Annotated in this window: 19 protein-coding genes and 1 pseudogene; 9 read left to right on the top strand and 11 right to left on the bottom strand. The window is 46.1% G+C overall.

Going from position 1 to position 23,764, the window contains the following annotated elements:
* Positions 1-93: 93 nt before the first annotated feature.
* The 6 genes from AYY16_RS14385 to ygeW all read right to left on the bottom strand — a co-directional run bounded on the left by AYY16_RS14385 (position 94) and on the right by ygeW (position 7,579).
* Positions 94-648, bottom strand: coding sequence for a fimbrial protein (locus AYY16_RS14385; protein ID WP_067367985.1), 555 nt, complete (start codon positions 646-648; stop codon positions 94-96).
* 754 nt (positions 649-1,402) lie between these two features.
* Positions 1,403-2,338 carry a carbamate kinase gene (gene arcC / locus AYY16_RS14380; RefSeq protein WP_067367981.1) on the bottom strand — a complete coding sequence of 312 codons (936 nt, stop codon included), beginning with the start codon at positions 2,336-2,338 and terminating at the stop codon, positions 1,403-1,405.
* 47 nt (positions 2,339-2,385) lie between these two features.
* Positions 2,386-3,777, bottom strand: coding sequence for a dihydropyrimidinase (gene hydA, locus AYY16_RS14375; protein ID WP_067367977.1), 1,392 nt, complete (start codon positions 3,775-3,777; stop codon positions 2,386-2,388).
* Positions 3,778-3,836: 59 nt separating this feature from the next.
* On the bottom strand, positions 3,837-5,054 hold the full coding sequence (locus tag AYY16_RS14370) for a YgeY family selenium metabolism-linked hydrolase (RefSeq protein WP_067367972.1): 1,218 nt from the start codon (positions 5,052-5,054) through the stop codon (positions 3,837-3,839).
* A gap of 79 nt (positions 5,055-5,133) precedes the next feature.
* Positions 5,134-6,333: a diaminopropionate ammonia-lyase gene (dpaL, locus tag AYY16_RS14365; RefSeq protein WP_067367970.1), complete on the bottom strand. Its 1,200-nt coding sequence runs from the start codon at positions 6,331-6,333 to the stop codon at positions 5,134-5,136.
* A 58-nt stretch (positions 6,334-6,391) separates the two neighbouring features.
* A complete protein-coding gene (gene ygeW, locus AYY16_RS14360) occupies positions 6,392-7,579 on the bottom strand; it encodes a knotted carbamoyltransferase YgeW (RefSeq protein WP_067367968.1) in 1,188 nt (395 codons plus the stop codon).
* 568 nt (positions 7,580-8,147) lie between these two features.
* Between ygeW and AYY16_RS14350 the strand changes: the two genes are divergently transcribed.
* Positions 8,148-10,055, top strand: coding sequence for a sigma 54-interacting transcriptional regulator (locus AYY16_RS14350; protein ID WP_067367964.1), 1,908 nt, complete (start codon positions 8,148-8,150; stop codon positions 10,053-10,055).
* An 82-nt stretch (positions 10,056-10,137) separates the two neighbouring features.
* On the opposite strand, the gene nfsB is transcribed toward AYY16_RS14350, so the two are convergent.
* On the bottom strand, positions 10,138-10,791 hold the full coding sequence (gene nfsB / locus AYY16_RS14345; protein WP_067367962.1) for an oxygen-insensitive NAD(P)H nitroreductase: 654 nt from the start codon (positions 10,789-10,791) through the stop codon (positions 10,138-10,140).
* Positions 10,792-10,913: 122 nt separating this feature from the next.
* Between nfsB and AYY16_RS14340 the strand changes: the two genes are divergently transcribed.
* Positions 10,914-11,285 carry a winged helix-turn-helix transcriptional regulator gene (locus AYY16_RS14340; protein ID WP_067367960.1) on the top strand — a complete coding sequence of 124 codons (372 nt, stop codon included), beginning with the start codon at positions 10,914-10,916 and terminating at the stop codon, positions 11,283-11,285.
* Positions 11,286-11,443: 158 nt separating this feature from the next.
* On the opposite strand, the gene xdhC is transcribed toward AYY16_RS14340, so the two are convergent.
* The 3 genes and pseudogenes from xdhC to xdhA form a co-directional block, all read right to left on the bottom strand.
* Positions 11,444-11,923, bottom strand: a complete 480-nt coding sequence (gene xdhC / locus AYY16_RS14335; protein WP_067367956.1) for a xanthine dehydrogenase iron sulfur-binding subunit XdhC — start codon at positions 11,921-11,923, stop codon at positions 11,444-11,446.
* Positions 11,920-12,798: a xanthine dehydrogenase FAD-binding subunit XdhB gene (gene xdhB, locus AYY16_RS14330; protein WP_067368355.1), complete on the bottom strand. Its 879-nt coding sequence runs from the start codon at positions 12,796-12,798 to the stop codon at positions 11,920-11,922. Before xdhB ends, xdhC begins: the two co-directional genes overlap by 4 nt.
* Before the next feature lie 5 nt (positions 12,799-12,803).
* Positions 12,804-15,111 (bottom strand): annotated as a pseudogene (xdhA, locus tag AYY16_RS14325) (xanthine dehydrogenase molybdenum-binding subunit XdhA).
* 1,011 nt (positions 15,112-16,122) lie between these two features.
* On the opposite strand from xdhA, the gene AYY16_RS14320 reads away from it, so the two are divergent.
* The 6 genes from AYY16_RS14320 (at position 16,123) to AYY16_RS21190 (ending at position 20,427) form a co-directional block, all read left to right on the top strand.
* On the top strand, positions 16,123-16,584 hold the full coding sequence (locus AYY16_RS14320; protein ID WP_067367953.1) for a hypothetical protein: 462 nt from the start codon (positions 16,123-16,125) through the stop codon (positions 16,582-16,584).
* Entirely contained in the window at positions 16,581-17,816 is a 1,236-nt protein-coding gene (locus AYY16_RS20315; RefSeq protein ID WP_156665013.1) for a hypothetical protein, read from the top strand. The genes AYY16_RS14320 and AYY16_RS20315 overlap by 4 nt, the downstream gene beginning before the upstream one ends.
* Positions 17,788-18,387, top strand: a complete 600-nt coding sequence (locus AYY16_RS20310; protein WP_067367947.1) for a coiled-coil domain-containing protein — start codon at positions 17,788-17,790, stop codon at positions 18,385-18,387. Before AYY16_RS20315 ends, AYY16_RS20310 begins: the two co-directional genes overlap by 29 nt.
* 10 nt (positions 18,388-18,397) lie before the next feature.
* A complete protein-coding gene (locus tag AYY16_RS20305; RefSeq protein WP_156665012.1) occupies positions 18,398-18,685 on the top strand; it encodes a hypothetical protein in 288 nt (95 codons plus the stop codon).
* A 157-nt stretch (positions 18,686-18,842) separates the two neighbouring features.
* Positions 18,843-19,673, top strand: coding sequence for a coiled-coil domain-containing protein (locus AYY16_RS21195; RefSeq protein WP_067367937.1), 831 nt, complete (start codon positions 18,843-18,845; stop codon positions 19,671-19,673).
* Positions 19,615-20,427, top strand: coding sequence for an FKBP-type peptidyl-prolyl cis-trans isomerase (locus AYY16_RS21190; RefSeq protein WP_067367932.1), 813 nt, complete (start codon positions 19,615-19,617; stop codon positions 20,425-20,427). The genes AYY16_RS21195 and AYY16_RS21190 overlap by 59 nt, the downstream gene beginning before the upstream one ends.
* Positions 20,428-21,096: 669 nt before the next feature.
* Here AYY16_RS21190 and AYY16_RS14290 read toward each other — a convergent pair.
* Positions 21,097-21,726 (bottom strand): response regulator transcription factor, encoded by a 630-nt coding sequence (locus tag AYY16_RS14290; protein WP_067367930.1) that lies wholly within the window; start codon positions 21,724-21,726, stop codon positions 21,097-21,099.
* Positions 21,727-22,131: 405 nt separating this feature from the next.
* Here AYY16_RS14290 and AYY16_RS14285 point away from each other — a divergent pair, with 405 nt between their 5' ends.
* Positions 22,132-23,130: a LacI family DNA-binding transcriptional regulator gene (locus tag AYY16_RS14285; protein WP_067367929.1), complete on the top strand. Its 999-nt coding sequence runs from the start codon at positions 22,132-22,134 to the stop codon at positions 23,128-23,130.
* The last annotated feature ends 634 nt before the right edge of the window (positions 23,131-23,764 follow it).

The raw sequence follows: 23,764 nt of genomic DNA, 5'->3' as shown, positions 1-23,764 counted from the left end.
TATATTTCATTTTTTTTTTCGTATTAAAGAGGGAGGGATATACACAGTCTTCCGGGTAATCCGGACAATGTGTATATCCTCCCTGAAAATTAATTACTGATAAACAAATGAGAACAGAACAGGTGCGTTGAAAGTACCGACTGTCACGTTTTGTGCTGTTGCAGTTGATGCATACGCAGCGGTTAAGGTAACGGTATTATCAGTTAAAGGATTTAAGGCGCCTCCTTCCCCTTCAGTTACTTTACCAATTTCAACGAGTGAACCGTTTTCTACAGGATTTGCACCATTCATCAGCATTACACCGACATTACTGGTTGGGTTTTTAGATTTCTGCAGGAAGATATTATTGGTACCTGATACGGTATCACCGCTCACTTCCAGTGATGCAGTACCTGCGGCAGCAGGTGTGTCACAGCCGGTTAATGCAATCTGAAATTCTTTCTGCCCGGCAGTGATAGCGCTGTTGGCAGTTGCAAAGTCAGATGTTTTTACTGTACCCAGAGAGACCTGGCTCTGACCATTCACGTTAATATCACAGCTGATTGCCTGAACGTTACCTAAAAACTCGACACTTGTCTGGTTTGCAGCCTGAGCAGCGGTAGTACCAAATAAAGCAGCAATAGATAAAACGATTAATTTCTTATGCATAATATACCCCAGTTTGTTTATACAAATAATAAACGGATTGTTGATTTTTATTTCTTTAAGGAAATAAAAATAGATAAATAAATTAAATATATATTTTTACGTGTTTTTAAAATATTTAAATCAATATTTAAAAATAATTAATTTAATGTTTTCGGATGATTTCAGGTATTCGATTATACGTATTAAATTCCCCATTGATATATATTAATTATTTTTACTTATTATTTGTGTGGTTTTGTTTATTGTGTTTCGGTTATTTTTATCATTGCAATCAAGATCTTGACTGTAGTTGTGTTTTTTTTGTTATTATTATCTGGTTTTTTATCTAGAATTTAATCACAAAAAGAATGCAAATAAGTCATTTGTATCTTATATATTGATTTTATTGGTTGCATAAACCACCGTAGCCGTGTTGTTACAATTGGTGCGAGTAATCTGTTTCAATGTGTAATATATTATTGCGATTAATTTTAATTATGTCGTTTATATATTAATGTTTTATTTAGTTGTTTGAATTTAATCAGGTTTTAAATGAAGTTGTTTTTTTATCTGATGGTTTTGTTTTTTTTTCTTTATATGTTTCATTATGTGTCGGATGAACACAATAAAAAACATTAGGTGAAAAAACTTATTGTTTAGTTAAGAATAAAGTAAAGGTCATTATTCAGATGATGAAAAAAAATGACCGGATATCCGGTCATTTAGTTATTAATGATTTTTGTACCATCAATAAAGAGGGAATTTAACGGGAGATCTATTCGTCACTGATAACCGTTCCTGTTTTTCCTTCAATTCCATCTTTTGCTTTGCTCAGCAGGGTGATCAGGGCTTTACGTCCTTTGCGGCTGCGGCTGAATGACAGCGCCGCTTCCACTTTCGGCAGCATCGAACCCGGTGCAAAATGTTTTTCATCGATATAGCGCTGCGCATCGGTGGATGTCAGTTTATCCAGCCACTGTTCATTTGGTTTGCCGAAGTTAATCGCAATTTTTTCAACGGCGGTCAGGATGATCAGCATATCTGCATCAATCATTTCTGCCAGTTTGGCGCTTGCCCAGTCTTTGTCGATAACGGCATTTGCACCGCGCAGGGTATTGCCTTCACGGATAACAGGAATACCGCCGCCGCCGACAGTGATAACCAGTTGATCGGCATCCAGCATGGCTTTGACGGTTTCTTTTTCAATAATATCAACCGGTTTTGGTGAAGAGACAACACGGCGGTAGCCACGTCCCGCATCTTCGCGCATTTCAAATCCTTTTTTGGTCAGCGCATCCGCGTCTTCTTTGCTATAAAACGCGCCGATAGGCTTGGTCGGGTTGAGGAATGACGGGTCGTTTGCATCCACTTCGACCTGGGTCACAAGAGTGGCAACCGGTTTATGGATACCTCTGTTCAGAAGTTCTTCACGCAGCGCATTTTGTAAATCATAGCCGATATAGCCCTGGCTCAGTGCCACACAGACAGACATCGGCAGAACCGGCGATTTGGCTTCGGTCTTGCTCGCGGCTTCAAAGGCCTGAGTTATCATGCCGACCTGTGGTCCGTTACCGTGTGTGACCACAACACGGTATCCCTGTGCGATAAGGTCGGCAATAACAACGGAGGTGGTTCTTACTGCTTCTCTTTGCCCCGGAAGGTCATTTCCCAGTGCGTTGCCGCCCAGTGCTAATACGATTGTTTTTTTCATTCTTACTTACCCGTATTGAATTAGTTGAAACGATAATCGGACAATGATTAATAGTGCCGGAGCGGTGCCTGAAACGGACGCCGTTTCAGGAAACGGCCGCGACCGGGCTCAGCGGTAAATTCGCCATCACGGTAAATAACATCACCGCGTGATAACGTGCAGCGGATGGCACCCTGTAATGTCATGCCCTCGTACGGGCTGTAATCGGCATTATCATGCAGATCCGCGTGGCGGATAGTGGTTATCTGCGCCGGATCGATAATGGTAATGTCGCCGTCAGCACCCGGGCGGATAACGCCTTTTTCCGGCCAGACCCCAAACAGTTTCGCCGGCATGGCACTGGTCAGAGACACGAAGCGCTCCGGTGAAATCCGCCCCTGCATCACACCGGCTGAAAACATCAGTAACATGCGGTTTTCCACGCCGGGCAACCCGTTAGGGCAGCGGGTGAAATCTCCGCCGGAGAGTGCCTGTCGTTGCTGATACGGGAAGGTGCAGTGATCTGTCGCCACAACATCCACAGAACCGTCATTTATCCCGACCCACAGCGCATCAAGTTCCCGCTGATTACGCAGCGGCGGACTTAAAATAAATTTCAGGGCATCACTGCGCTCATAACAGCGCTCATCCAGAAACAGATACTGCGGACAGGTTTCTATCCAGACCGGCTGATGCCGGGCTTTTGCCATTTTCAGATAATCCAGACCCAGCCCGTTGGACAGATGCACAATATAGAGCGGCGCATTGCCGGACAGTTGTGCCAGGTTGATCATTCTGCTTATCGCTTCCGCCTCACATTCGGCAGGGCGGCTCAGGGCATGGAAAATCGGTGCGGTCTGACCTTTTTTCACAAATTCAGCTTTACGCTGTGCGATCACGGCATCATTTTCCGGATGCACAGTGGTCAGTGCGCCTGAGCGGTTAAGCTGTTGCAGTGCGCGTAAAATATCGGGGTCATCCAGTTTGTACTGATAAGTCAGATAGAGCTTAAAACTGCTGATCCCGTCCGCGACCATCAGCGGAATTTCATTGAGGATATCATCATTGATATGCTGAATAACACCATGAAAACTATAATCAATAACAGCGCGACCCCTGGCGTAGCGGTGATAATTCTCAAGCTGATGGTGCAGTGAGCAGCCGGCAGGACCAAATCCCATATGATCGATAATGGTGGTTGTTCCTCCACAGGCCGCCGCACGCGTACCGGTATAAAAATCATCACAGCTGCGGGCAAGTCCGACATCTATATTAAAGTGGGTATGAACATCAATTCCGCCGGGAAAGACATAACATCCCTGCGCATCAATGACCTGACAGTCATCCGGAGGGTTAATTGACGGAGCAAGCTGTGCGATAAGACCATTCTCTATCAGTACATCCTGCCGGTATTGTCCGTCAGCATTGACGACGGTGCCGTTGATAATGAGTGTGCGCATGGGGGGTACTCCGGAAAAAAGCCCCGCACATGAGTGCGGGGCAGAGATTGCTGACACGATTATTTTTTCAGCTCAGCCATGTAACTTAACGGAATGGCAGCGTACATTGCCGCACAGGTAACCAGATGGTCTTTCCAGGTTTTTTCATTTGGTGCGTGAGCTTCAGGCTCTTTACCAGGACCAAAACCGATAACCGGAATACCATGACGACCCATGATAGACACGCCGTTAGTGGAGAATGTCCATTTATCAACAACCGGCTCTTTGTTAAACAGACCACGGAATGCGCGATCCAGCGTTTTCACAGTGAAATGATCTTCTTCCACTTTCCAGGTCGGGAAGTAGCACTCTGTCGGATAGACCAGACCGGTCCAGGACGCGCGCTCATAAGTGTACATAGTCACCACGCCTTTTGCGGCTTTCACTGCCGGTAATGCGCGGATTTCTTCCAGCGCACCTTCCCAGGTTTCGCCCCAGGTCAGACGGCGGTCGATAGACACGGCGCAACTGTCAGCCACGGCACAACGGCTCGGAGAGGTATAGAAAATTTCAGAAACGGTTAATGTCCCCTGACCCAGGAATTCGTCAGTTGCCAGACGTTTACCCAGTTGCTGCAATTCACCCAGGATCGGCCCCATTTTAAAGATAGCATTGTCGCCGCGCTCTGGTGCAGAGCCGTGGCAGCTTATCCCCGGAACATCAATGCGGATTTCCATACGCCCGCGCTGACCACGGTAGATCTGGCAGTCTGTCGGCTCGGTACTGACCACGAACTCAGGTTTGATTTTGTCCTGCTCAATAATATACTGCCAGCACAGACCATCACAGTCTTCTTCCTGAACAGTCCCGGTCACTAACAGGGTGTATTGATCTTCCAGACCTAAATCTTTGATTATTTTACCGGCATATACCATGGAAGCCATACCACCTTCCTGGTCTGATGTACCGCGTCCGCCGATAATTTCGTCGTTTTCCATTCCTTCGTACGGGTCGAATTCCCAGTTTTTGATATTACCGATACCCACGGTATCGATATGCGCATCCATGGCAATCAGGTGCGGACCATGACCGATATAGCCGAGGATATTACCCATCGGGTCGATATCCACTTTATCAAAGCCAACTTTTTCCATTTCTTCTTTGATGCGGTGGATCACGCGTTTTTCATCACAACTTTCGCTGGGAATTGCCACCATATCGCGCAGAAAGCGGGTCATGTCTTTTTTATAGTGTTCTGCTTTTTCGACAATTTTATCAAACGGGATTTGCTTAGCCATCTTTCAATTCTCCAATCAGTTAAATTCGCAATCAGTTAAATTCGTCACGACGGATACACGCGGCACCGCCGTAAGATGCTTATTTCTGCGCCGGGTTTTTACCTTCCCAGACCACTTCGCGGTAATGTTTTGTATCTGTGTCACCTTCGGTGTTGATAACGAGGATGACGGAATCACTGTTAAGACCGAGTTTTGCCATCAGTTCCGCGCGTTTCGGGTGATGATGAACCGCTGCCAGTACGCCCAGACCCACCGCACCGGACTCACCGGAAATCACACGGGTATCACTGCCGTACGGGTTACCGAGAACACGCATACCGAGGGCGGCAACCGCATCTTCACAGGAGATAAACTGCGTCGCACAGTTGCGCATCAGTTCCCAGCCAATCGGGTTTGGTTCGCCACAGGCAAGACCTGCCATAATGGTTGCCATATCCCCGCCGACATTGACGATTTCGCCTTTCAGGCTTGAACGGTAGAGGCAGTCTGCCAGTTCCGGCTCAACAATAATGGAGTGCAGATCTTTTGCGCCGAACTCATCAACCAGATAGCCCAGCACGCCGCCTGCCATCGCGCCCACACCCGCCTGTAACAGAACGTGGGTCGGGCGTGTGATCTTCATTTCTTTCATCTGGGCGACGGCTTCGGCAGCCAGCGTTGTGTAGCCCTGCATAATCCAGGTCGGGATCTTGGTATAGCCTTCACAGGCGGTATCCTGCACCACGAGCCAGCCATGTTTTTTGGCATTTTCCATGGTGAGACGAACGGTATCGTCATAGTTCATATCGGTGACGATACACTCAGCGCCAAGACCGGTGATGTGATCCACGCGCTCCTGTGCGGAGCCTTTCGGCATATAAACAACAGCTTTCTGACCTAATGCACGGGCAGCCCATGCCACACCGCGTCCGTGGTTACCATCAGTTGTGGTGGCAAACGTCATTTTTTCGGTCAGCGTGCTTTTGAGTTTCTCAAAGGAGAAATCATCAATATTCATGTTGTACTTTTCGCACAACAGGTGGGCGATAGCATAAGAGCCGCCCAAAATTTTGAAGGCATTGAGTTCAAAACGCTGTGATTCATCCTTTACCAGGATGTTGCCCACACCGAGTAATCCGGCGAGATCTTTCATGTCATACAGCGGGGTAGGATGGTATCCCGTAATTTTCTCATGAAATTTCAGCGCTTTGTGAGCTTCAGCGCGGGAGAAAAGCGGAGAATGTTTTCCGTTAAAGAAACGGTTATCTGAAATATCTAACTTTAGTGAGAAGACAGACATATTGCCTCACCTCATATCATCGGGAAAACGACCCGGCCGTTACCGGCCGGGTTCCGGATTACAAAATACGTTTACGTGCGTTTTTCAGCAGTTGCTCAAGCACAACGGCAGGCTGCGGGAATTTGCGGGCCAGGATCATGGCGGAGATAATGTATGGCTTCCAGCTTGCTTCTTTGTAAGTGGCGATACGGTATTTCTCAAATACAGCCTCTTCCACTTCGCCCTCTTTACAGGAAACACCGGAGATATCCGCAGGCAGACAGTGCATATAAAGCGCTTCGCCACCTTTGGTCAGCTTCATCATCTCTTCAGTACAGTGCCAGTCTTTGTGATTCGCATTCTGTGCCAGGCAGCGTTGTTCCAGGGCTTTCAGTCCGTCATGGTCATCAGCACGCAGCAGACCGGTACGGGCTTCCATCACTTTGTAAGGTGCCCAGGATTTCGGATACACGATATCCGCATCTTTGAACGCTTCAGCCATAGACGTTACTTGTTTAAAGCTGCCGCCGGATTGTTTGGCATTATTTTTTGCCACATCGATGACATCAGGGATCAGGTCATAACCTTCCGGATGCGCCAGAGTCACATCCATGCCGTAGCGGGTCATCAGACCGATAATGCCCTGCGGAACAGACAGTGGTTTGCCGTAGCTTGGTGAGTACGCCCAGGTCATGGCGATTTTTTTGCCTTTCAGATTTTCCAGTGACCCGAAGTGCTCACGTAACCAGGCCAGATCCGCCATTGATTGTGTCGGGTGGTCGATATCACATTGCAGATTAACCAGCGCAGGGCGCTGTGGCAGAACGCCTTCTTCAAAACCTTCATCCAGCGCGGCACCGACTTCACGCATATAAGCATTACCGGCACCGAGATACATATCGTCACGGATACCAATCGCATCTGCGCAGAAAGAGATCATATTTGCGGTTTCACGCACGGTTTCACCGTGGGCAATCTGCGATTTTCCTTCATCAAGATCCTGCTGTGCCAGACCGAGCATATTCAGTGCGGATGCATAGGAAAAACGGGTGCGGGTGGAGTTATCACGGAAAACAGAAATACCAAGGCCATTTGTAAACACATTGGTTGCGATATTATCGGCACGCAATCCTTTCAGCGTCGCCGCAATATCAAGCACCATCGTCAATTCATCCTGACTTTGCTCCCAGGTGAGTAAAAAGTCTTTCTGATGAAGATTCGATTTCAGTCTGGCGATATCTTTCAATAATTCATTAACGTTTTTCATCTTTAAGTCCTATGTGAAATGGCCGGTGACAATTGAATATGCAGTGAGACGAAGGCATTTCTGCATCTGTACTCTGACTATTAACAATAAGCATGCCAGGTAAGCCGGGAAGGCTGTTTTTGGTCTGAATGCAGGGTGAAGTTGGGATAATGATCACAAATGTAAGGGGGGTTAAGGTGGCTTATGTCAGACAAATGCGAATAAAAGTTATTTTCAGTAACCGCAGAACAGGGTCAGAATCAGACAGGTGAGAGGGCAAAACAGAGGGAACGGGGCCAGAATGATAAAGTCAGCGCGGTGATTATCATATTGATAAAATAAAGTGACCGCGCTTCCATTTTCATTATCAAAGCTAAAGAAAAGTGTGATTTTCGTACATGTGTTGGAGTTTCGGCGGGAGATATCTGGCAATGTGCAGTCACTATACCCTTATTCATTCAAACTGCCGCCAGTCTGCATCCTGAATGACATTGGGCATACAATATATAACTATAATAAAATTAATAATTTATCGCGTTATGTACTTTCTTTCATATATGTCATTTGAAGAGCATAGGAAGTCGTAAGCATGATCACTGAAAAATCACTGTCTGTGCTGATGCAGATACAACCGACGATCGTTCATTTCAGCAAGATGCTCGCCAGCGTGCTGCAACTTGATGTGGAAATCGTTGATGACAAACTGACAAGGATTGCCGGAACCGGGCTGTTTAATCAGCATCTGGGGCATCGTCTGACGAACAATTCGCAGCTTCTGCGCTATGTGCTGGAGACAAAAAAGGAAAAAATTGTCACCCATTCCTGTTTTGATCCCCTGTGCCTGAATTGTGAGGATAAAGATAATTGTAAGGAGAAAGCCTTTATCGGTACGCCGATCATTTTCCAGGATCGCTGTATCGGTGTGATTAGCCTGGTGGCGGTCACGTCAGAACAACAGGAGCGGATCCGCGATAATATTCATGATTTCTCGGATTATGTGCAGCATATTTCGAATATCTTTGTCGCTAAATTGCTGGATGAACAAGAAGGCCGCAGCGGGGCGCAAAAAGTCTTACTGAGCCTGATTGAATTTATGGATCAGGGCGTATTGATCCTTGATGATTCTAATCATCTGAAGTTTGCCAATCCTCATGCACTGAAAATTCTCCATATTCCGTATGAAAAAATCTCAGGAAAAATCGTGACCATCCGTCCGCTGACTTACTTCAAGAGCCTGAACAGCGGGCATTTACAGCACATTGTGTCATACGATGGTGAGAGCAATATTATTATCGGTCAGTTGCATGTGGTGAACGGCTGTCAGATGTTCCTGATGGCATTTCATCAGTCCCATGCGGCGATTGATATGAGTGAGGCACGCGCGGGTGAGAACGGATTGTTTATTGAACATCTGGTCGGAAAATCCGAACCTGTCCGCCAGCTTAAACACCTGATTTCCCGTGTGGCACCCAGCCCGTCGAGCATTCTTATTACCGGCGAAAGCGGCACGGGGAAAGAAGTGGTGGCGCGCGCTATCCACAAGCTGAGCAACCGCAGCGAAAAGCCGTTTATTGCAATTAACTGTGCCGCCATTCCTGAGCAGTTACTGGAAAGTGAGCTGTTTGGTTATGTGAAAGGCGCATTTACCGGGGCATCCGCCAACGGGAAACAAGGGCTGATTCAGGCGGCAGACAAAGGCACCTTATTTCTTGATGAAATAGGGGATATGCCGCTGCTTGTTCAGGCGAAATTGTTACGGGCAATCGAATCCCGCGAAGTGCAGCCAATCGGGTCAAGCCGGACCATTCCGGTGGATATCCGCATTGTGTCCGCAACTAATCAGAATCTGGAGCAGTTTGTCAGTGAAGGTAAATTCCGGGAAGATCTCTATTACCGCCTCAATGTTATCCCGATTGCCCTGCCGCCGCTGCGTGAGCGCTATGGTGATGTGGAACTGCTGGTGCATCATTTCCTCAATGTGCATACCAAGCGCCTCGGATTGGTCTATCCGGGTATTTCGGATGAGGTGATGGCGGTGATTAACGCCTGGCCGTGGCCGGGTAACTTGCGGGAACTGAGTAACCTGATGGAATATCTGGTGAATGTGGTGCCGCCGGGCGAAGTGATTGATATCTCACTGCTACCGCCGAACTTTGCGAAACATGCCGGACAAACAATAAATGCACCGGCGTTGCCGGGTCAGACCGGCGGGGATGTGTATCAAAGCGACATAACTATTCCTGTTAAAAGCATTCCGGTAAAAAGCATTCCTGTTAAAACGATTCCGAACAGCGCGGTGCCACTCAGAGGCATTCCGCCGCTGCCGGCAGATGACCCTGTATTACACGGGGAAACCATGCTGGAAGAGATGGAAAAGCAGATGATCCGCGAAGCACTGCAACGTTATGATAATAAACGTCAGGCGGCGGAAGAGCTGGGAATAGGCATTGCCACACTGTACCGGAAGATTAAAAAATACGAATTATCAGCAGACTAATTATGATTATGTCAGCCTGATACAAAAAAGCCGCCGGGGTAATTTTACTTCCCGGTGGCTTTTTTTCTGTTAAATTATGCTGTTAAATCATGGAGATAATCTGCTCTTCCGGAAAACGGGATTTTGGCAGGGCGGCATTGAAATCATCCGCACTGCGGTAGCCGAGAGACACGACGGCAACCGGGGCTAACCCTTTGGCAGACAAACCAAATTCATTATCCAGCGTATCAAAATCCATACCTTCCATCGGCACTGCATCCACTCCCAGAGCACCGGCACCCAGTAACAGCGCGCCAAGGTTCAGAAAGGTTTGCTTTTCCAGCCAGTGCGGCAGGTCACCGAGTTTTTCTTTATGAAGATTGACAAAGAATGTCCGTCCGCCGTTATTCATTGCTTTGTGCTCTGGCGTGGCAAAACGTCCGTCTTTGTCTTCCTGCTCCAGCACGGCATTTATATGGGCGTCATCAATATCTGTTTTTGCGCACAGCAATACAACATGGGAAGCCTGTGTAATTTTCGCTGTATTAAATTCATAGCCCGGCTGAGTGGATGTCGCAATACGCTGCTTGCCTTCCTCAGTTTGCGCAATAATAAAATGCCATGGCTGAATATTGACGCTGGACGGGCTGTAGCGCAGCAGGGTTTTGATCTCTTCCATAACGTCCGCGCTGATTTTCTTTGCAGGATCAAATGATTTGGTGGAGTAGCGGTGCATTACAGCCTGTGTGATTGTCATAACGGAGTCCTTGTTGATTAATATGTGCTGATTAATTTGTATTGCTGATTTTTCAATGGTGCTTATCATAAGCCATGATGTATTTTTAACAAGTACGCACATTTTTGGTATATAGGTACAAAATGGATACTGTAAAAAAGACCCGCTACGAGTCATACGCTTATGAAGCCTGTCCGGTGGAAGCATCACTGGAACTGATGGGCGGAAAAGGAAAAGGGATGATCCTTTATCATCTGATCAGTGGAACAAAACGGTTTAATGAACTGCGGCGGCATCTGGTATTTATTACGCCGCGTATGCTGACAAAGCAGTTACGTGAGCTGGAAGCCGCTGAACTGATCCACCGGGAAGTGTATCCGCAAGTGCCGCCGAAAGTGGAATACAGCTTGACGGCAGCAGGTGAATCACTGACGCCGATATTACTGATGCTCAAAAGCTGGGGAGAAGCGCACGCGCTGCCGGTACTGATGAAAAGACAGATGCCACAGCCCTGAAACCGGCTGCGGTTTTTATACCCTTATTCATTCAAACTGCAGGTTCGTTGGCCGCACTACGCCCGCCGGGTCACATACTTATGTATGCTCCCCGTCTGTCTTCCCTTGCCGCCTGCCTGCATCCTGAATGACGTCGGGTATCACTTATTTTATTTATTTTACTGATTTTTCTGAAGTTTATCGGCTGCATCTGCGACCATCTGATAACCGGTACAGCGGCACAGGTTACCGGCAAGTCCGTGGCGGATCTGGCGGATAGTCAGGGGATGCCCCTTATGTTTCTCCAGAAGTCCGGTGGTCATCATAATCAGTCCCGGTGTACAGAACCCGCACTGTACGGCACCGCTTTCAGCGTATGCCTGCTGCACTGCGGACGGTTTGCCGTTTTTCATTTCGCCTTCTGCTGTGCGGATCTGTTTTCCGTCTGCCCAGACAGCGAGATACAGGCAGGTATCAATAGCCACATCATCAATCAATACCGTACAGGCACCGCATTCGCCCACGGAACAGCCGTGTTTCACGCTGATCAATCCCTGCTCCCGCAGAATATCAGACAGCCTTGCTGCCGGAGAGACTGTCAGCTCGCGTAATTGCCCGTTCAGTGTGCAGTTGATAGTTATCCACTCTTTCATATTCATGCGATTTTTTCTCCCAGGCGTTCAGCCGCCGCGCGGATCACCCGTTCACTCAGAACACGGATGAGATGTAAGCGGAACTCTTTTTCGGCGCGCCATGAGGTGCGCGGTGCAACATCCTGCTCAATGGCCTGGCTGACGGCTTTCAGTGTTGCTAATGTGACCGGTTTCCCGACAGCTGCCGCTTCAGCGTGCTCACAGCGTACCGGTGTGGGTGCGGCAACACCAAAGGCAAGGCGCAGTTCTTCAAAGCGTCCGTCGCGGATATCACACAGTGCCGCACAGTTGATTGTGGCAATATCCATCGCACCACGCATGGCGTATTTATAGCTCGCCGCACCTTTGTTTTGGTAATTTTCCGGCGAGAAATGGAATGCAACCAGCAGTTCGCCCGGCTCAAAGGCTACTTTACCCGGACCGGTATGGAAGCCGCGCAGTGGTCTGCGGCGGATGCCGTCCGGTGTGGCAATTTCCAGCTCTGCCTGATAAATCAGGGAAGGGCAGGCGGAGTCGCCGCTGGTGGCGCCGTTACAGATATTTCCGCCGTAAGTTGCCACATTGCGGATTTGTGGTCCGGCAATGGTTGCCGCCGCTTCGCTCAGTGCGGGAAGGCACTGATTAATCAGCGGGCTGTCAATCAGTTCGGAGAATGTTGTGGCAGAGCCTATCCGGATATGACCGTTATCATCAGCGCTTATTCCGCGCAGTGCCGGTAAGTCATGGATATCCACAATATGACGGAAGCGCTCATTCAGATGATGTAACTGAATTAAGACATCTGTTCCGCCTGCCAGTAGTTTTGCCTGCGGGTTTTCAGCAAGCAGGGCGACGGCATGAGTGATGCTCTCAGCGCGTTTGTAAGTTTCAAAATCATACATCGTCATTATCCCCTGATTAGCCCGGCGTTGACAAATTCCCGGAACAGCCGTTTTGGTGTCATCGGAATTTCATTGATGGAAATACCTGTCGCCATCCGGATAGCATTACGGATAGCGGCAGCCGGGGAAATAATCGGCGGCTCTCCCAGTGATTTATGACCATAGGCAGATTGCGGCTCGTACGTCTCGACAAAACCGCATTCCAGATCCGGCAGATCAACCATTGTCGGCATTTTGTAGTCGAGCAGATTAGGGTTATGGACAACACCGGATTTTTCGTTGATCAGCATCTCTTCAAACAGCGCCCAGCCGATCCCCATTCCCATCCCGCCGTGAACCTGACCGGTGGCCAGTTGCGGGTTCAGGATCTGACCTGAATCATGCATATTAATAATGCGGTTTATTGTCACCTGACACATCGGGATATCGACCGTGACATCAACAAACGTACAGCCGAATGCCGGCGGATTGGTTTGTGTCTTATAAGAAGATTCAGCTGAGAGCTGCCCGCCGATTTCCTGATGATAAAAACTGTGCATTGCGACTTCGGCAACCGTGGTAATGACGATTTCCGGTTGTGCCTCCAGAACAACATCCCCGTTGAGGATCGTCATATTAAAGGCGGCCTGGTGAGTCATCTGCGAGGCATGAGCCAGGATCTTCTGCCGTAATGTCAGAGCTGCCTCTTTCAGTGCGGGAGCCGTAACATAACTCTGACGTGACGCAAATGCGCCCGGGTCAAACGGTGAGATATCGGTATCCTGTGTGGAGATCAACTGAATGGTGCTGACGGGCACGCCGAGGGTTTCAGCGACCATCTGGGAAAATACCGTGTCAGATCCCTGCCCGATTTCGGTTGCACCGACCTGCACATTGATGGTGCCGTCCTGGTTCATCAGCAGGCGCGCACTGGCAATTTCCACACCGACTGGGTAGGTGTTGGAGGAATAACTGAAGCAGGCAACACCGACACCCCTGCGGATATCGCCTCTGGTTGCCAGCGCCAGCGCCTTGCGTTCATCCCAGCCGAACAGTTCTCTTCCCTGTTTCAGGCACTCAATTAAGCCCGCGCTGTAAATCGTTTTTTTTATTGACCGGGTTGCAGTCTCCGGTTTGTGCTGCATTACGCAGGCGGATCTCAACCGGGTCGATATTCAGCTGAGCGGCGGCATCATCCATCAGGCATTCAAGTGCAAACGTGACCTGCGGCGCACCATAACCTCGCATAGCACCGGCTGCCGGGAAATTGGTATACACAGTTGCGGCAGAATAACCGTAGTCGCAGCGGGGATAAAGGTACGGGATTTTATTTCCCCCGGCGGAGGCAATGGAGTGTCCGTGAGAGGCGTACGCACCGGTATTGGAAATCACATCCAGATGATAACCATTAAGCGTGCCTTCTGCGGTCAGCCCCATTTGCGCATCGATATGGAAAGCATGGCGTGTGCGCGTGGCAAAAAAGCACTCTTCGCGGCTCAGTTCCACTTTGACAGGAATGCCGCCGAGTTTGAGTGTCAGCCAGGCTGCCATCGGCTCTTCCAGCACATCCTGCTTGTTACCGAAGCCGCCGCCGATATACGGCTTAATCACACGAATGTGTGACCAGGGCACATCCAGCGCCTGTGCGACGACCCGGCGGACAATATGCGGGATCTGTGTGCTGGATACGATAGAAATTTTATGATCATTTTCCTGCCATGCGTAGCAGGTAACGCCTTCCATGTGGCAATGCTGGACAACCGGCGTATCAAAATGACCACGGAACTGGTACGGCGAACGGCTGACCGTCGCTTTTGCGCTCTCTGCATTGATGGACGTGCGTTTGAGCAGATTGCCGCAGGCATGGATCGGTGGCGCATCAGCGGCGAGTGCCGCTTGTGGTGAGGTAATCACCGGCAGTTCGTCATAAGTGACTTTCACCCGCGCTGCCGCTTTTTCTGCGCTCAGTTCATCACGGGCAACCACAATAGCCACACCGTCGCCATGGTGGCGAACATGGCGGTTGAGCAGCAGGCGGTCAGCCACATCGCGTTTGGCAGGCTCCAGTGACCAGGCGTGTCCGGCGGTCGCAAACGGAATTGGCGGCACATCGTCACACGTAAAGACGGCCACCACGCCCGGCATCGCGAGCGCCTCTGCGGTATCAACGGAGGTGACTATACCGTGTGCAATAGTGCTGCGGACATATTTGGCGTAATGCATACCCGGCATGGGCATATCATCGGTATAGCGGGCACGCCCTGACGTTTTACTCAGAGCATCGACGCGCAGGTAAGGTGTACCCACGGCGTGTTTTCCGACTGCTTCAGACATTATTGTTTCTCCGGCTTTCAGGAAAAGAGTGCATACCTGAAAACAAGCAATAAATACGCCAGCAGGGAGAAATAGCGTAATTTACAGAGGAATTTGTGACTGAGGTAAAAAAAATAAAGCGGAGTGCGGCAAAACGCCATTTTATTTTCCGGTGCTCTCTCATATTGAGAGAGAAAATACCGTCATTATTGATAATCCGGCACTAAGCAGAGACATAATGATAATCTATTCCCTGAATAATTCGGGCTTTGAGTAGTCAACGACCAGGCATCCTGAAGTATGACGGGTATATCGTTTGATAGGGATATCAGTCGTATTAAGCGTAATAAACCTGATAAATCCTGCTAATTTTAAATTATGTACGGATAATGGCTTTATCATTAAATAATAAGGAAAATAAGCAGGTAAGGCGGAACACAAGCGCTGTCGCATAATTAAGAAAAAAAGAGATAACACACACAAAATATTCATTTATACTCCGGCTGAGAACTCAGGATAACATCAGGTTGCGCACTTATCCTGTAATCATCGTAATGCTTTCAGATTTACAGCAGAGTTGTCTGTGGCGGTTAATCGATTTTATTCGTGGATAAGATATAATAGCCCATCAGGGATAGTTTCATTTTGTATGTTCTTTTTTTGGACGTATACACATACCCTGATACATGTTTTGATTAATTATTACAGAATTTCCGGCAATTATCCGGAACGTATCCTGTAAAATAAATTGGCTGATTTATGTTCTCGGTCTGCAACAACAGACCTGCAGAGCAGAATAATAACGAAGAAAAATTGTTAGCGCGATAAGCATGAAAATTCAGATTGTGCGGCTGTGGTAAGGTGTTCGGATAACAAAAAACGAATAGTTAAGACTCACCCGCGGCGTAATGTATGTTATATAAGCCTGAGTTGTGACAGGTTAGAGTTTATTTTCAGAAGCTCTGGCTATACAATTGGTGCCTATTTTTGCACAACGCAGCAGTGGCCAAATTATTTCTCTAAGGTGAAACTATGTTATCCAAGACAGCACTGAACAAAATGACGGGGATACTCCTGTTAGGAGGCGTGGTAACCCTGTCAGGTTGTTCATTATATACTCCGCCTGCCCCGGCACCAGTGGCACAACCGGTTCAGCCGGTTCAGCCTGAGCCGGTGAGAACATCAGCACCTTTGCCAAGACCTGAATTGCAGCACTCTTCCGGACCGATCTCCCCTGAGCTGAGTATGTGTGTAAAAGAACTCGATTCACTGAAAACGATTTCACCGAAAGACTATAGTCAGATGGTGTCTGCGTTCAGTGAAATCAGCCAGATCAACGGACTGTATCGTCAGCTTGAAAAAACTGCCAGCCCGGATACGCTTAAACTGTTGAAAATGACCGTTGAAGCGAAAACCAAAGTCCTGTGCGCGCAGGTTCGTTATTACTCTGTTCTGTCTATTGAGAATACCCTGGAGAAGGTTAACGGGTTATGAGACTGAACATTAGGTTGTGTATTACGGTAGCATTGTTTGCGGTAGTACAACCGGCAACGGCATCTGAATTTAATCAGGTTATAGAAGATTTTGATCGTTATATTCAGACTGAGAAAGATTCAGGCAGTTTTCCTGCTTCCGTTCAGCAACCTAACAAGTATCCCGCTCAGCGGGTTGACCGGGCTCCGGCAGTAAAATCTGCGGGAAAAACCACCGGGTCGTCACGCAAAGGCACACAAAAAGTGTCCCGCGCAGAAAGAAATTCTGTCCCGCCTGCGTCTGAACGCGCAACACGGACAGTGAGTACTCAGAAAGCGGAAACAACAGCCCCGGCAATCTCTGTGCCGGCACAATGTGAAACCATTGTGGTTAAGGAACCGGTTGTTGTAACCAACCCTATTCCTGTCGGATACCCTCAGTGGTCACCGGCTTATCTGGTTCGCGACAGCCAGAAATGGAGCGGAAAACACAAGGGATTTGTTTTCTCACCAATCCCCGGACGTCAATCCTCCTCACTCATTCTCACACCGGAAATTATGTTCTCCATGTTGGGTGAACCTTTCCGTTCAATGACTTATTTCTCCGAACTGCCGCTGACTGTGGCCCGTGTGCTGGAACCTGAAAACTGGTTTAAGCCGACGGATACACAGAAACAGCTGCGTCTCACCCGTATAAAACTACAGGATGTGAGCCGTGAACTGGCGGCATTGAACGAAAAGTACCAGCAGGTTAAGCGCGACTATGACGATTCCCTCATTGAGATTGCGAAAAATGAGATGACGTTAAAATCGCTGACTCTGGCAAACAATCAGCTTAAAGCCGCCGCAGAGGGTGGTAATGCACAGTTAGCCGCTGAACTGGATCAAAACAGAAAAACGATTGATTCACTGAATCAGCAGATAAGTGAAAATTTATCACGCTATGGTCAGTCAGAAAGTCAGATTACGGCACTGACCGGTGAAAAAACAGAGCTGGAAAAACAGATTTTATCTCTTAATAAAGAGAAAGAACTGTCGGATAAAAATATTGCATTGCTGGAAGATAAAAATGCCGATGTGGCAAAAATATCACAGCAGCTTATTGAATTAGAAAAACAATTAGCTATCCGCGATACTGAGAAATCAGCACTGACTGAACAACTTTCACAGAAGAATGCGGATAACAGCAAACAAACTGAGTTGCTGAAAAAAGAGTTACTGGCGCTTGCCACAGAAAAAAAATGCGTTAGATAAACAGATAGCCACACTGACGGCTGATAACCTTTTGTCAGAGAAAAATCTGGCGCTGTTGCAGGACAAAAATGCCGACATGGCAAAAGTGTCACAGAAACTGACCGGGCTTGAGAAACAGCTTGCGGTTCGTGATGCAGAGAAAGAAAGCCTGACGGCTCAGTTACGTCAGCAGGCGGCAGATAACAGCAAACAGAGCGAACAGCTGAAAAAGGATTTGCTGGTACTGACCACAGATAAGACGTTGTTAGTAAAACAGATTGCGCAACTTAATACAGATAAAGTCCTGTCAGAGAAAAATATGGCTCTGTTACAGGACAAAAATACTGATATGGCGGCTGTTACGCAAAAACTGACCTCGCTGGAAAAACAGTTACAGCAGCGGGAAGCGGATAAGCAGCAACTGACTGAAAAAATGCTGGCGCTGACAACGGATAAAACAAAAGAAAGTGATGTCCTGAAACGGGATTTACTGGCACTGACGGCAGATAAAGCCGGGCTGGAAAAACAAATTACCAAACTGACATCAGACAGCGCTGTAGCAGAAAAAAAATATTGCTCTGTTGCAGGATAAAAATGCGGATATGGCAAAGGTGTCGCAAAAGCTGACGGAGCTTGAAAAACAATTACAGGCACAAGACGCTGAAAAACAGCGGCTTACTGCAAAACTGCAATTACAGGATACCGAAAGCAGCAAACAGAATGCGCAGCTGAAAACCCGTATTGCAGCATTAACGACAGAAAAAGCAACACTTGAAAAACAGGTTGCACAGATGAGTACGGATCAAAATCTGTCGGAAAAAAAATATTGCCTTACTCAGCAGCAAGAATGCAGATATTGCAAAAATATCACAGCAACTGGCCGCGACTGAAGACAAATTAAAACAAAGTGATACGGAAAAATCGTCGCTGACGGCTCAACTGGCCAGCCGCGGAACAGACAGTGATAAACAGAGTGCTCAACTGAGAAAAGAGCTGACTGCCCTGACAGCGGATAAAGCCGGGCTGGAAAAACAGATTGCAACGCTGATGGCAGATAACGCGGCATCAGCAAAAAATGCCGGATTGCTGAATAATAAAAATGCAGATATGCAGAAAATGACACAGCAACTGGCGGATTTAAATAAACAACTTCAGGCAAGAGATGCTGAAAAGCAGGTGCTTGCTATGCAGTTGTTACAAAAAACGACAGATAGTCAGCAACAAAATTCGCAATTGAAGAAAGATGTGTCAACGCTGACAGCAGATAAAGCCGTTCTGGCTGAGCAGATTGCCCGTCTGACCGAAGAACAGGCTCAGGCCGGTAAAAATATCACGCAGCTGAATAACAAAAATGCGGATATGGCTGTAGTCACTCAAAAACTGAGTGCGCTGGAACTGCAACTGAAACAGCGTGATGCTGAAAAACAGGTACTGGCGGCACAACTGTCCGATCGCGGTAACGACAGTGATAAACAGAGCGCACAGCTGAAAAAAGAGCTGGTGGCACTGAGTGCAGATAAAGCCGGGCTGGAAAAACAGATTGCTCAGCTGACGGCAGATAAAGAACGTTCTCAGAAAAGTATCGCTCTGCTGAGTTCTGAAAAGACTGATATGACCAATGTTTCCGGTCAGTTACAGGTGCTGGAAAAAGAATTACAGCAGCGTGATGCCGATAAACTCAAGCTGATGGCGCAGTTACAGAGCAGAGAAGTTGAAAATGTCCGTCAGAGCGACAATCTGAAAAAAGACCTGGCTGCACTGGCTGTTGATAAAGCGACACTTGAGCAAAAAATTGCTCAGTTGACCGCCGATAAAAAAAATGTTATCAGCAAAAGTCTCCGGTTCAGAAAAAGAGAGCGGAACAATACAGACAGATAATGCTGACCTGAATAAGAAACTTGCTGCCGAGCAGCAGCGGGTTGCCCAACTGGATAAAGAGTTAAAAGAAAAAGCGCAGCAGGTTGAAGCCCTGGCTAAATCTGATGTAGCCTTAGCGAAGTTGAATACGCAACTGGATAATCAGAAAAAACAACTGGCAGATAAAGATGCCGAGCTGGTAAAAGCTACAGCGAAGCTGAAAGAGAATGCAGATATTGCCGCTAAATATACTGCATTACAGAAAGAAATGGATAAACAGAAAGCGGCTGTCGACACGCAGCGTACGGTTAATAACACGCTGAATACGAAGATAGCGAAAGAAGAAGAAAAAAATAAAGCGGTTACTGCGTATACGTTCCAACAGGTTGGTGAGCTGAATAAACGAAAAAATAAAGAGCTGATAACCCGGTTGGAAAGTCAGAAGTACGAAAAAATGTCACCGGATGTCTATTTCCGTGTGACAAAACAGGGACAGAAAAATAAAGCCCTGAAAGGTAAAACAATTACATTTGCTATGCGTGAAGAGCTGACAGATGGCTCAGTAACGGTTTCTCATGGCAAAGATGCACCTGCGGTGGTTCCGTTTAACGAGCTGCCGGGAGATTTAGCGAAATTTGTGTCTCTTGCCGGTGTCGGCGGACAGGTTGATGTTTATATTAAACCTGAGGGTGGTTACGGTGTTGAAGGAATTGAAGGTCAGATCCCGCCAAACTCAATGTCGATGATTACGCTGAACGTACTGAAAATTGAATAACGTATGTATATACCCAACGTCATTCAAGATGCAGCCAACGAACCTGCAGTTTGAATGAATAAGGGTATACAGATATAAAAAAAGCATCCAATGGATGCTTTTTTTATATCTGTAACGAGTCACTGATGATCCGGAAGGTTGAGAGTCTCTGCAAAAATGAAAAAATTAACACGGCATTATTGAGTTACTGAATACGTTCTCAGAAGAGAGCAATATTATCTTGATATGATAAATAAGCAGAAGGTTTGAAGGCGGGATTTGGCAAACAGCCATCCTTTGTTACGCACAGCAGGCGTAACAAGGCCAAGTGTCAAAATTGTAACAAAATACTAAAATGCGTAATTGAATATAAATTTATCATCTTAGGTTTTTATTTATTTAAGGTAAAAGCGGTATCATAAAATTAGTTTTTCAGACTATATCACTATTACAGTATGTACTAACAGCGCATACATACCGCAAATACGTTTAGTATGTTATTTCGTTACGAATTGTTGTAATAAGTAAAATAGTAAATTTTAGGTGGGATCACGGGTGATATACCTGATCCCACATTGACGGAAATATGCCAAAGACAGTTAAGTGAATTAGACAAGAGTAAAAATATAAAATCATCGGTATGTTATTTTCTTATAAATAACGGAATATAAATAATAATATCAATCTGAATCAGATAGAATCGGAATAATTTTTGTAGAAATCGTATTCCTGCACAAGCTGAGGTAATGATTTAATACGTAATTTGGTATACATATTAGAACGATGAACTTCAACGGTACGCGGAGACAGAGACAGTTTCTGTGCTGCTTCTTTACTGGTATTTCCATCCAGGATCATATCCATAACTTCTTTTTCGCGTGCGGATAACTTACTGAATTTATCTTTTAGCCGTTGATAAGTATGGTATTTACTAAGGCTTTTTTCATATTGACCAAATGCATCATGAATTGCATTAACTAACAATTCAGAATTAATTGGTTTTTTAAAGAACTCCAGTACACCGGCTTTGAAGGCACGGCGGCAGGTTTCAAAAGAGGGATATGCGGTAATAACAATCGTCGGAATAATACTTTTCAGGCGTTTAAGTTCATCAATCAGATAAAATGCTTCTGCTGAAGATTCACCGACTTCCAGAATAATACATTCGCGGGCGTGCTCTTTTGGTGTATTGACATAGTATTTAAGAAAAGCCTGCTCAGATGAGTAGGATTTTACTTCACAGTTCATATCGTCGAGCATGAAGTTGATATTGTTGCTTGGCAGGTCCGCACAGTTGATCAAATGAATAACGGCATCCATAAATAACTCCTTTATTAAAATAGGATACTGAAATAAAAAGGTATTTGCTGATAAAAATACACGGTTGTTAAATTTACCTAAGTTTATCTACGCACTACCTGTATTGTAGACAAGATAACTTCAATAAAATGTTTAAATAGATAAGAAAATTTCATTTCCTAATCAGTGTGCAGTCTTGAATAAAAGTGATGATAATATGGTGTTTTTTCTTATTTTAAAGATAAAAAACAATGTGTTATATCTGGTCTGATTTCTTTTAATTATAGGTCATTACGCTGTTTTTGTGAAACAAATGTTTACATTTACTCTTGGGGTTATAGTGCTGATATGTTATAAATGATTGCTCATACTTTTCTTTATCTTTCTTACTACAGAAACTTACACTTATTTTCTACTGATAATAATATGGCATCACTTAAAGATGTTGCCCGGCTGGCATCAGTATCTCTGATGACAGTATCGAGAGCGATAAATAATCCTGAGTTATTGAAACCTGACACTCTGAAACAGGTTCAGCATGCTATTGACGTTCTGAATTACGTACCTGATTTATCAGCCCGTAAAATCAGGGGAAAGAGTACAAAGCTGTCAGGGTTCGGCGTCCTGGCTTTTGATACCGCGTCGGCCCCTTTTTCTGTTGAACTTCTTCTTTCTGTTGAACAATGCGCCAGAAAATATGGGTGGAGCAGTTTTGTTGTCAATGTTTCATCACAAGATGATTTAACTAACGCAGCCAGACAAATACTGTCTCAAAGACCTGACGGCATTATTATCACCAGCATGAAGCTGCGCGAAATCGAAATCCCTGAATTATTACGGGATAAAAATCTGGTATTAACGAATTGCTTTGATTCATCTGATGATTCATTACCGGCTTATATTCCGGACGATTATCATGGTCAGTACAATGCAACTAAATACCTTATTGCGCAGGGATACCGTCATCCGCTCTGTCTCTGGCTGCCCGCAGAGTCTGTTTCTGCCGCTGTCCGCCGTGATGCTGTTCAGGATGCCTGGCAGGATGCACAATTATGTCCGGATAATCTTATCCAACACAATATCAGACACCCTGATACACAATACCGCGATGCTATTTCGCTGATTGAACGGTATTGCCCTGATAATAAGCCAATGTTCGACAGCATTATTTGCGGAAATGACCGCATTGCATTTATCACCTACCAGGTCTTATTAACCCGCGGGATACGCATTCCTCAGCAGATAGGTATCCTTGGATTCGACAATATGGCGGGTATCGGTGAGTTATTTTATCCGCCACTGACAACAATTCAGTCACCTTATTACCAGTTAGGTGAAGCAGCTGCATTACATCTTATTGAAGAACGCCAGTCACAGGGGCGTGTTTATGTGCCTTGCCGCGTTCTGAACCGGGATTCACTCTGAAACCCGGTTAAGCTCAAAAATATTACTTTCTTTACTGCATTCCGGTTAATTTTATTTATTAACCGGCGGAGATCTGTCCGGATGCTGTTTATAAGATGTTCATTTGTTCACTGGCGGATTTATCTGTCAATCTGAGTAAAAAAATAAGCCAATCTTACGGAATAACTAAACATAAAACTTTCAATTACGTTTTTTTTATGCTGTATGATCTGTTTATGTATCATAATGATAATTAATCATACTGTTCTTATAATGTTAACGTTAAATTTTTGAATTTAAAAAAAAATAGCCACATTTTTTTAAGGACAAAGCTACCGCACGGATGATTTGTCAATCTCCGGAGGGGGAAGTCTGAGTTGTTACTCTGATTATCATGAAAATGAACATTAAATGATTATTTATCTTTTATCATCAACGCATTAACAGTAATAATGATTTTCAGGGTATAAAAAAATCAGGGGATCTATCTAGCTATAACTACGTTAAGTTAACGTTAACATCCAATATTAGGAATAATACCCAAAATTGATTTGTTAATGATACTTATTATGTTAACGTTACCAGTGAAAAAATCAAGTTAAATTGATGTTTTGTAGTTATATGCACGTAATCCACTGACTGTTTTTCATGAACA

It is taken from the genome of Morganella psychrotolerans, assembly GCF_001676155.1.
GTDB lineage: Bacteria > Pseudomonadota > Gammaproteobacteria > Enterobacterales > Enterobacteriaceae > Morganella > Morganella psychrotolerans.
This window is presented reverse-complemented; position numbering and strand designations above follow the sequence as displayed.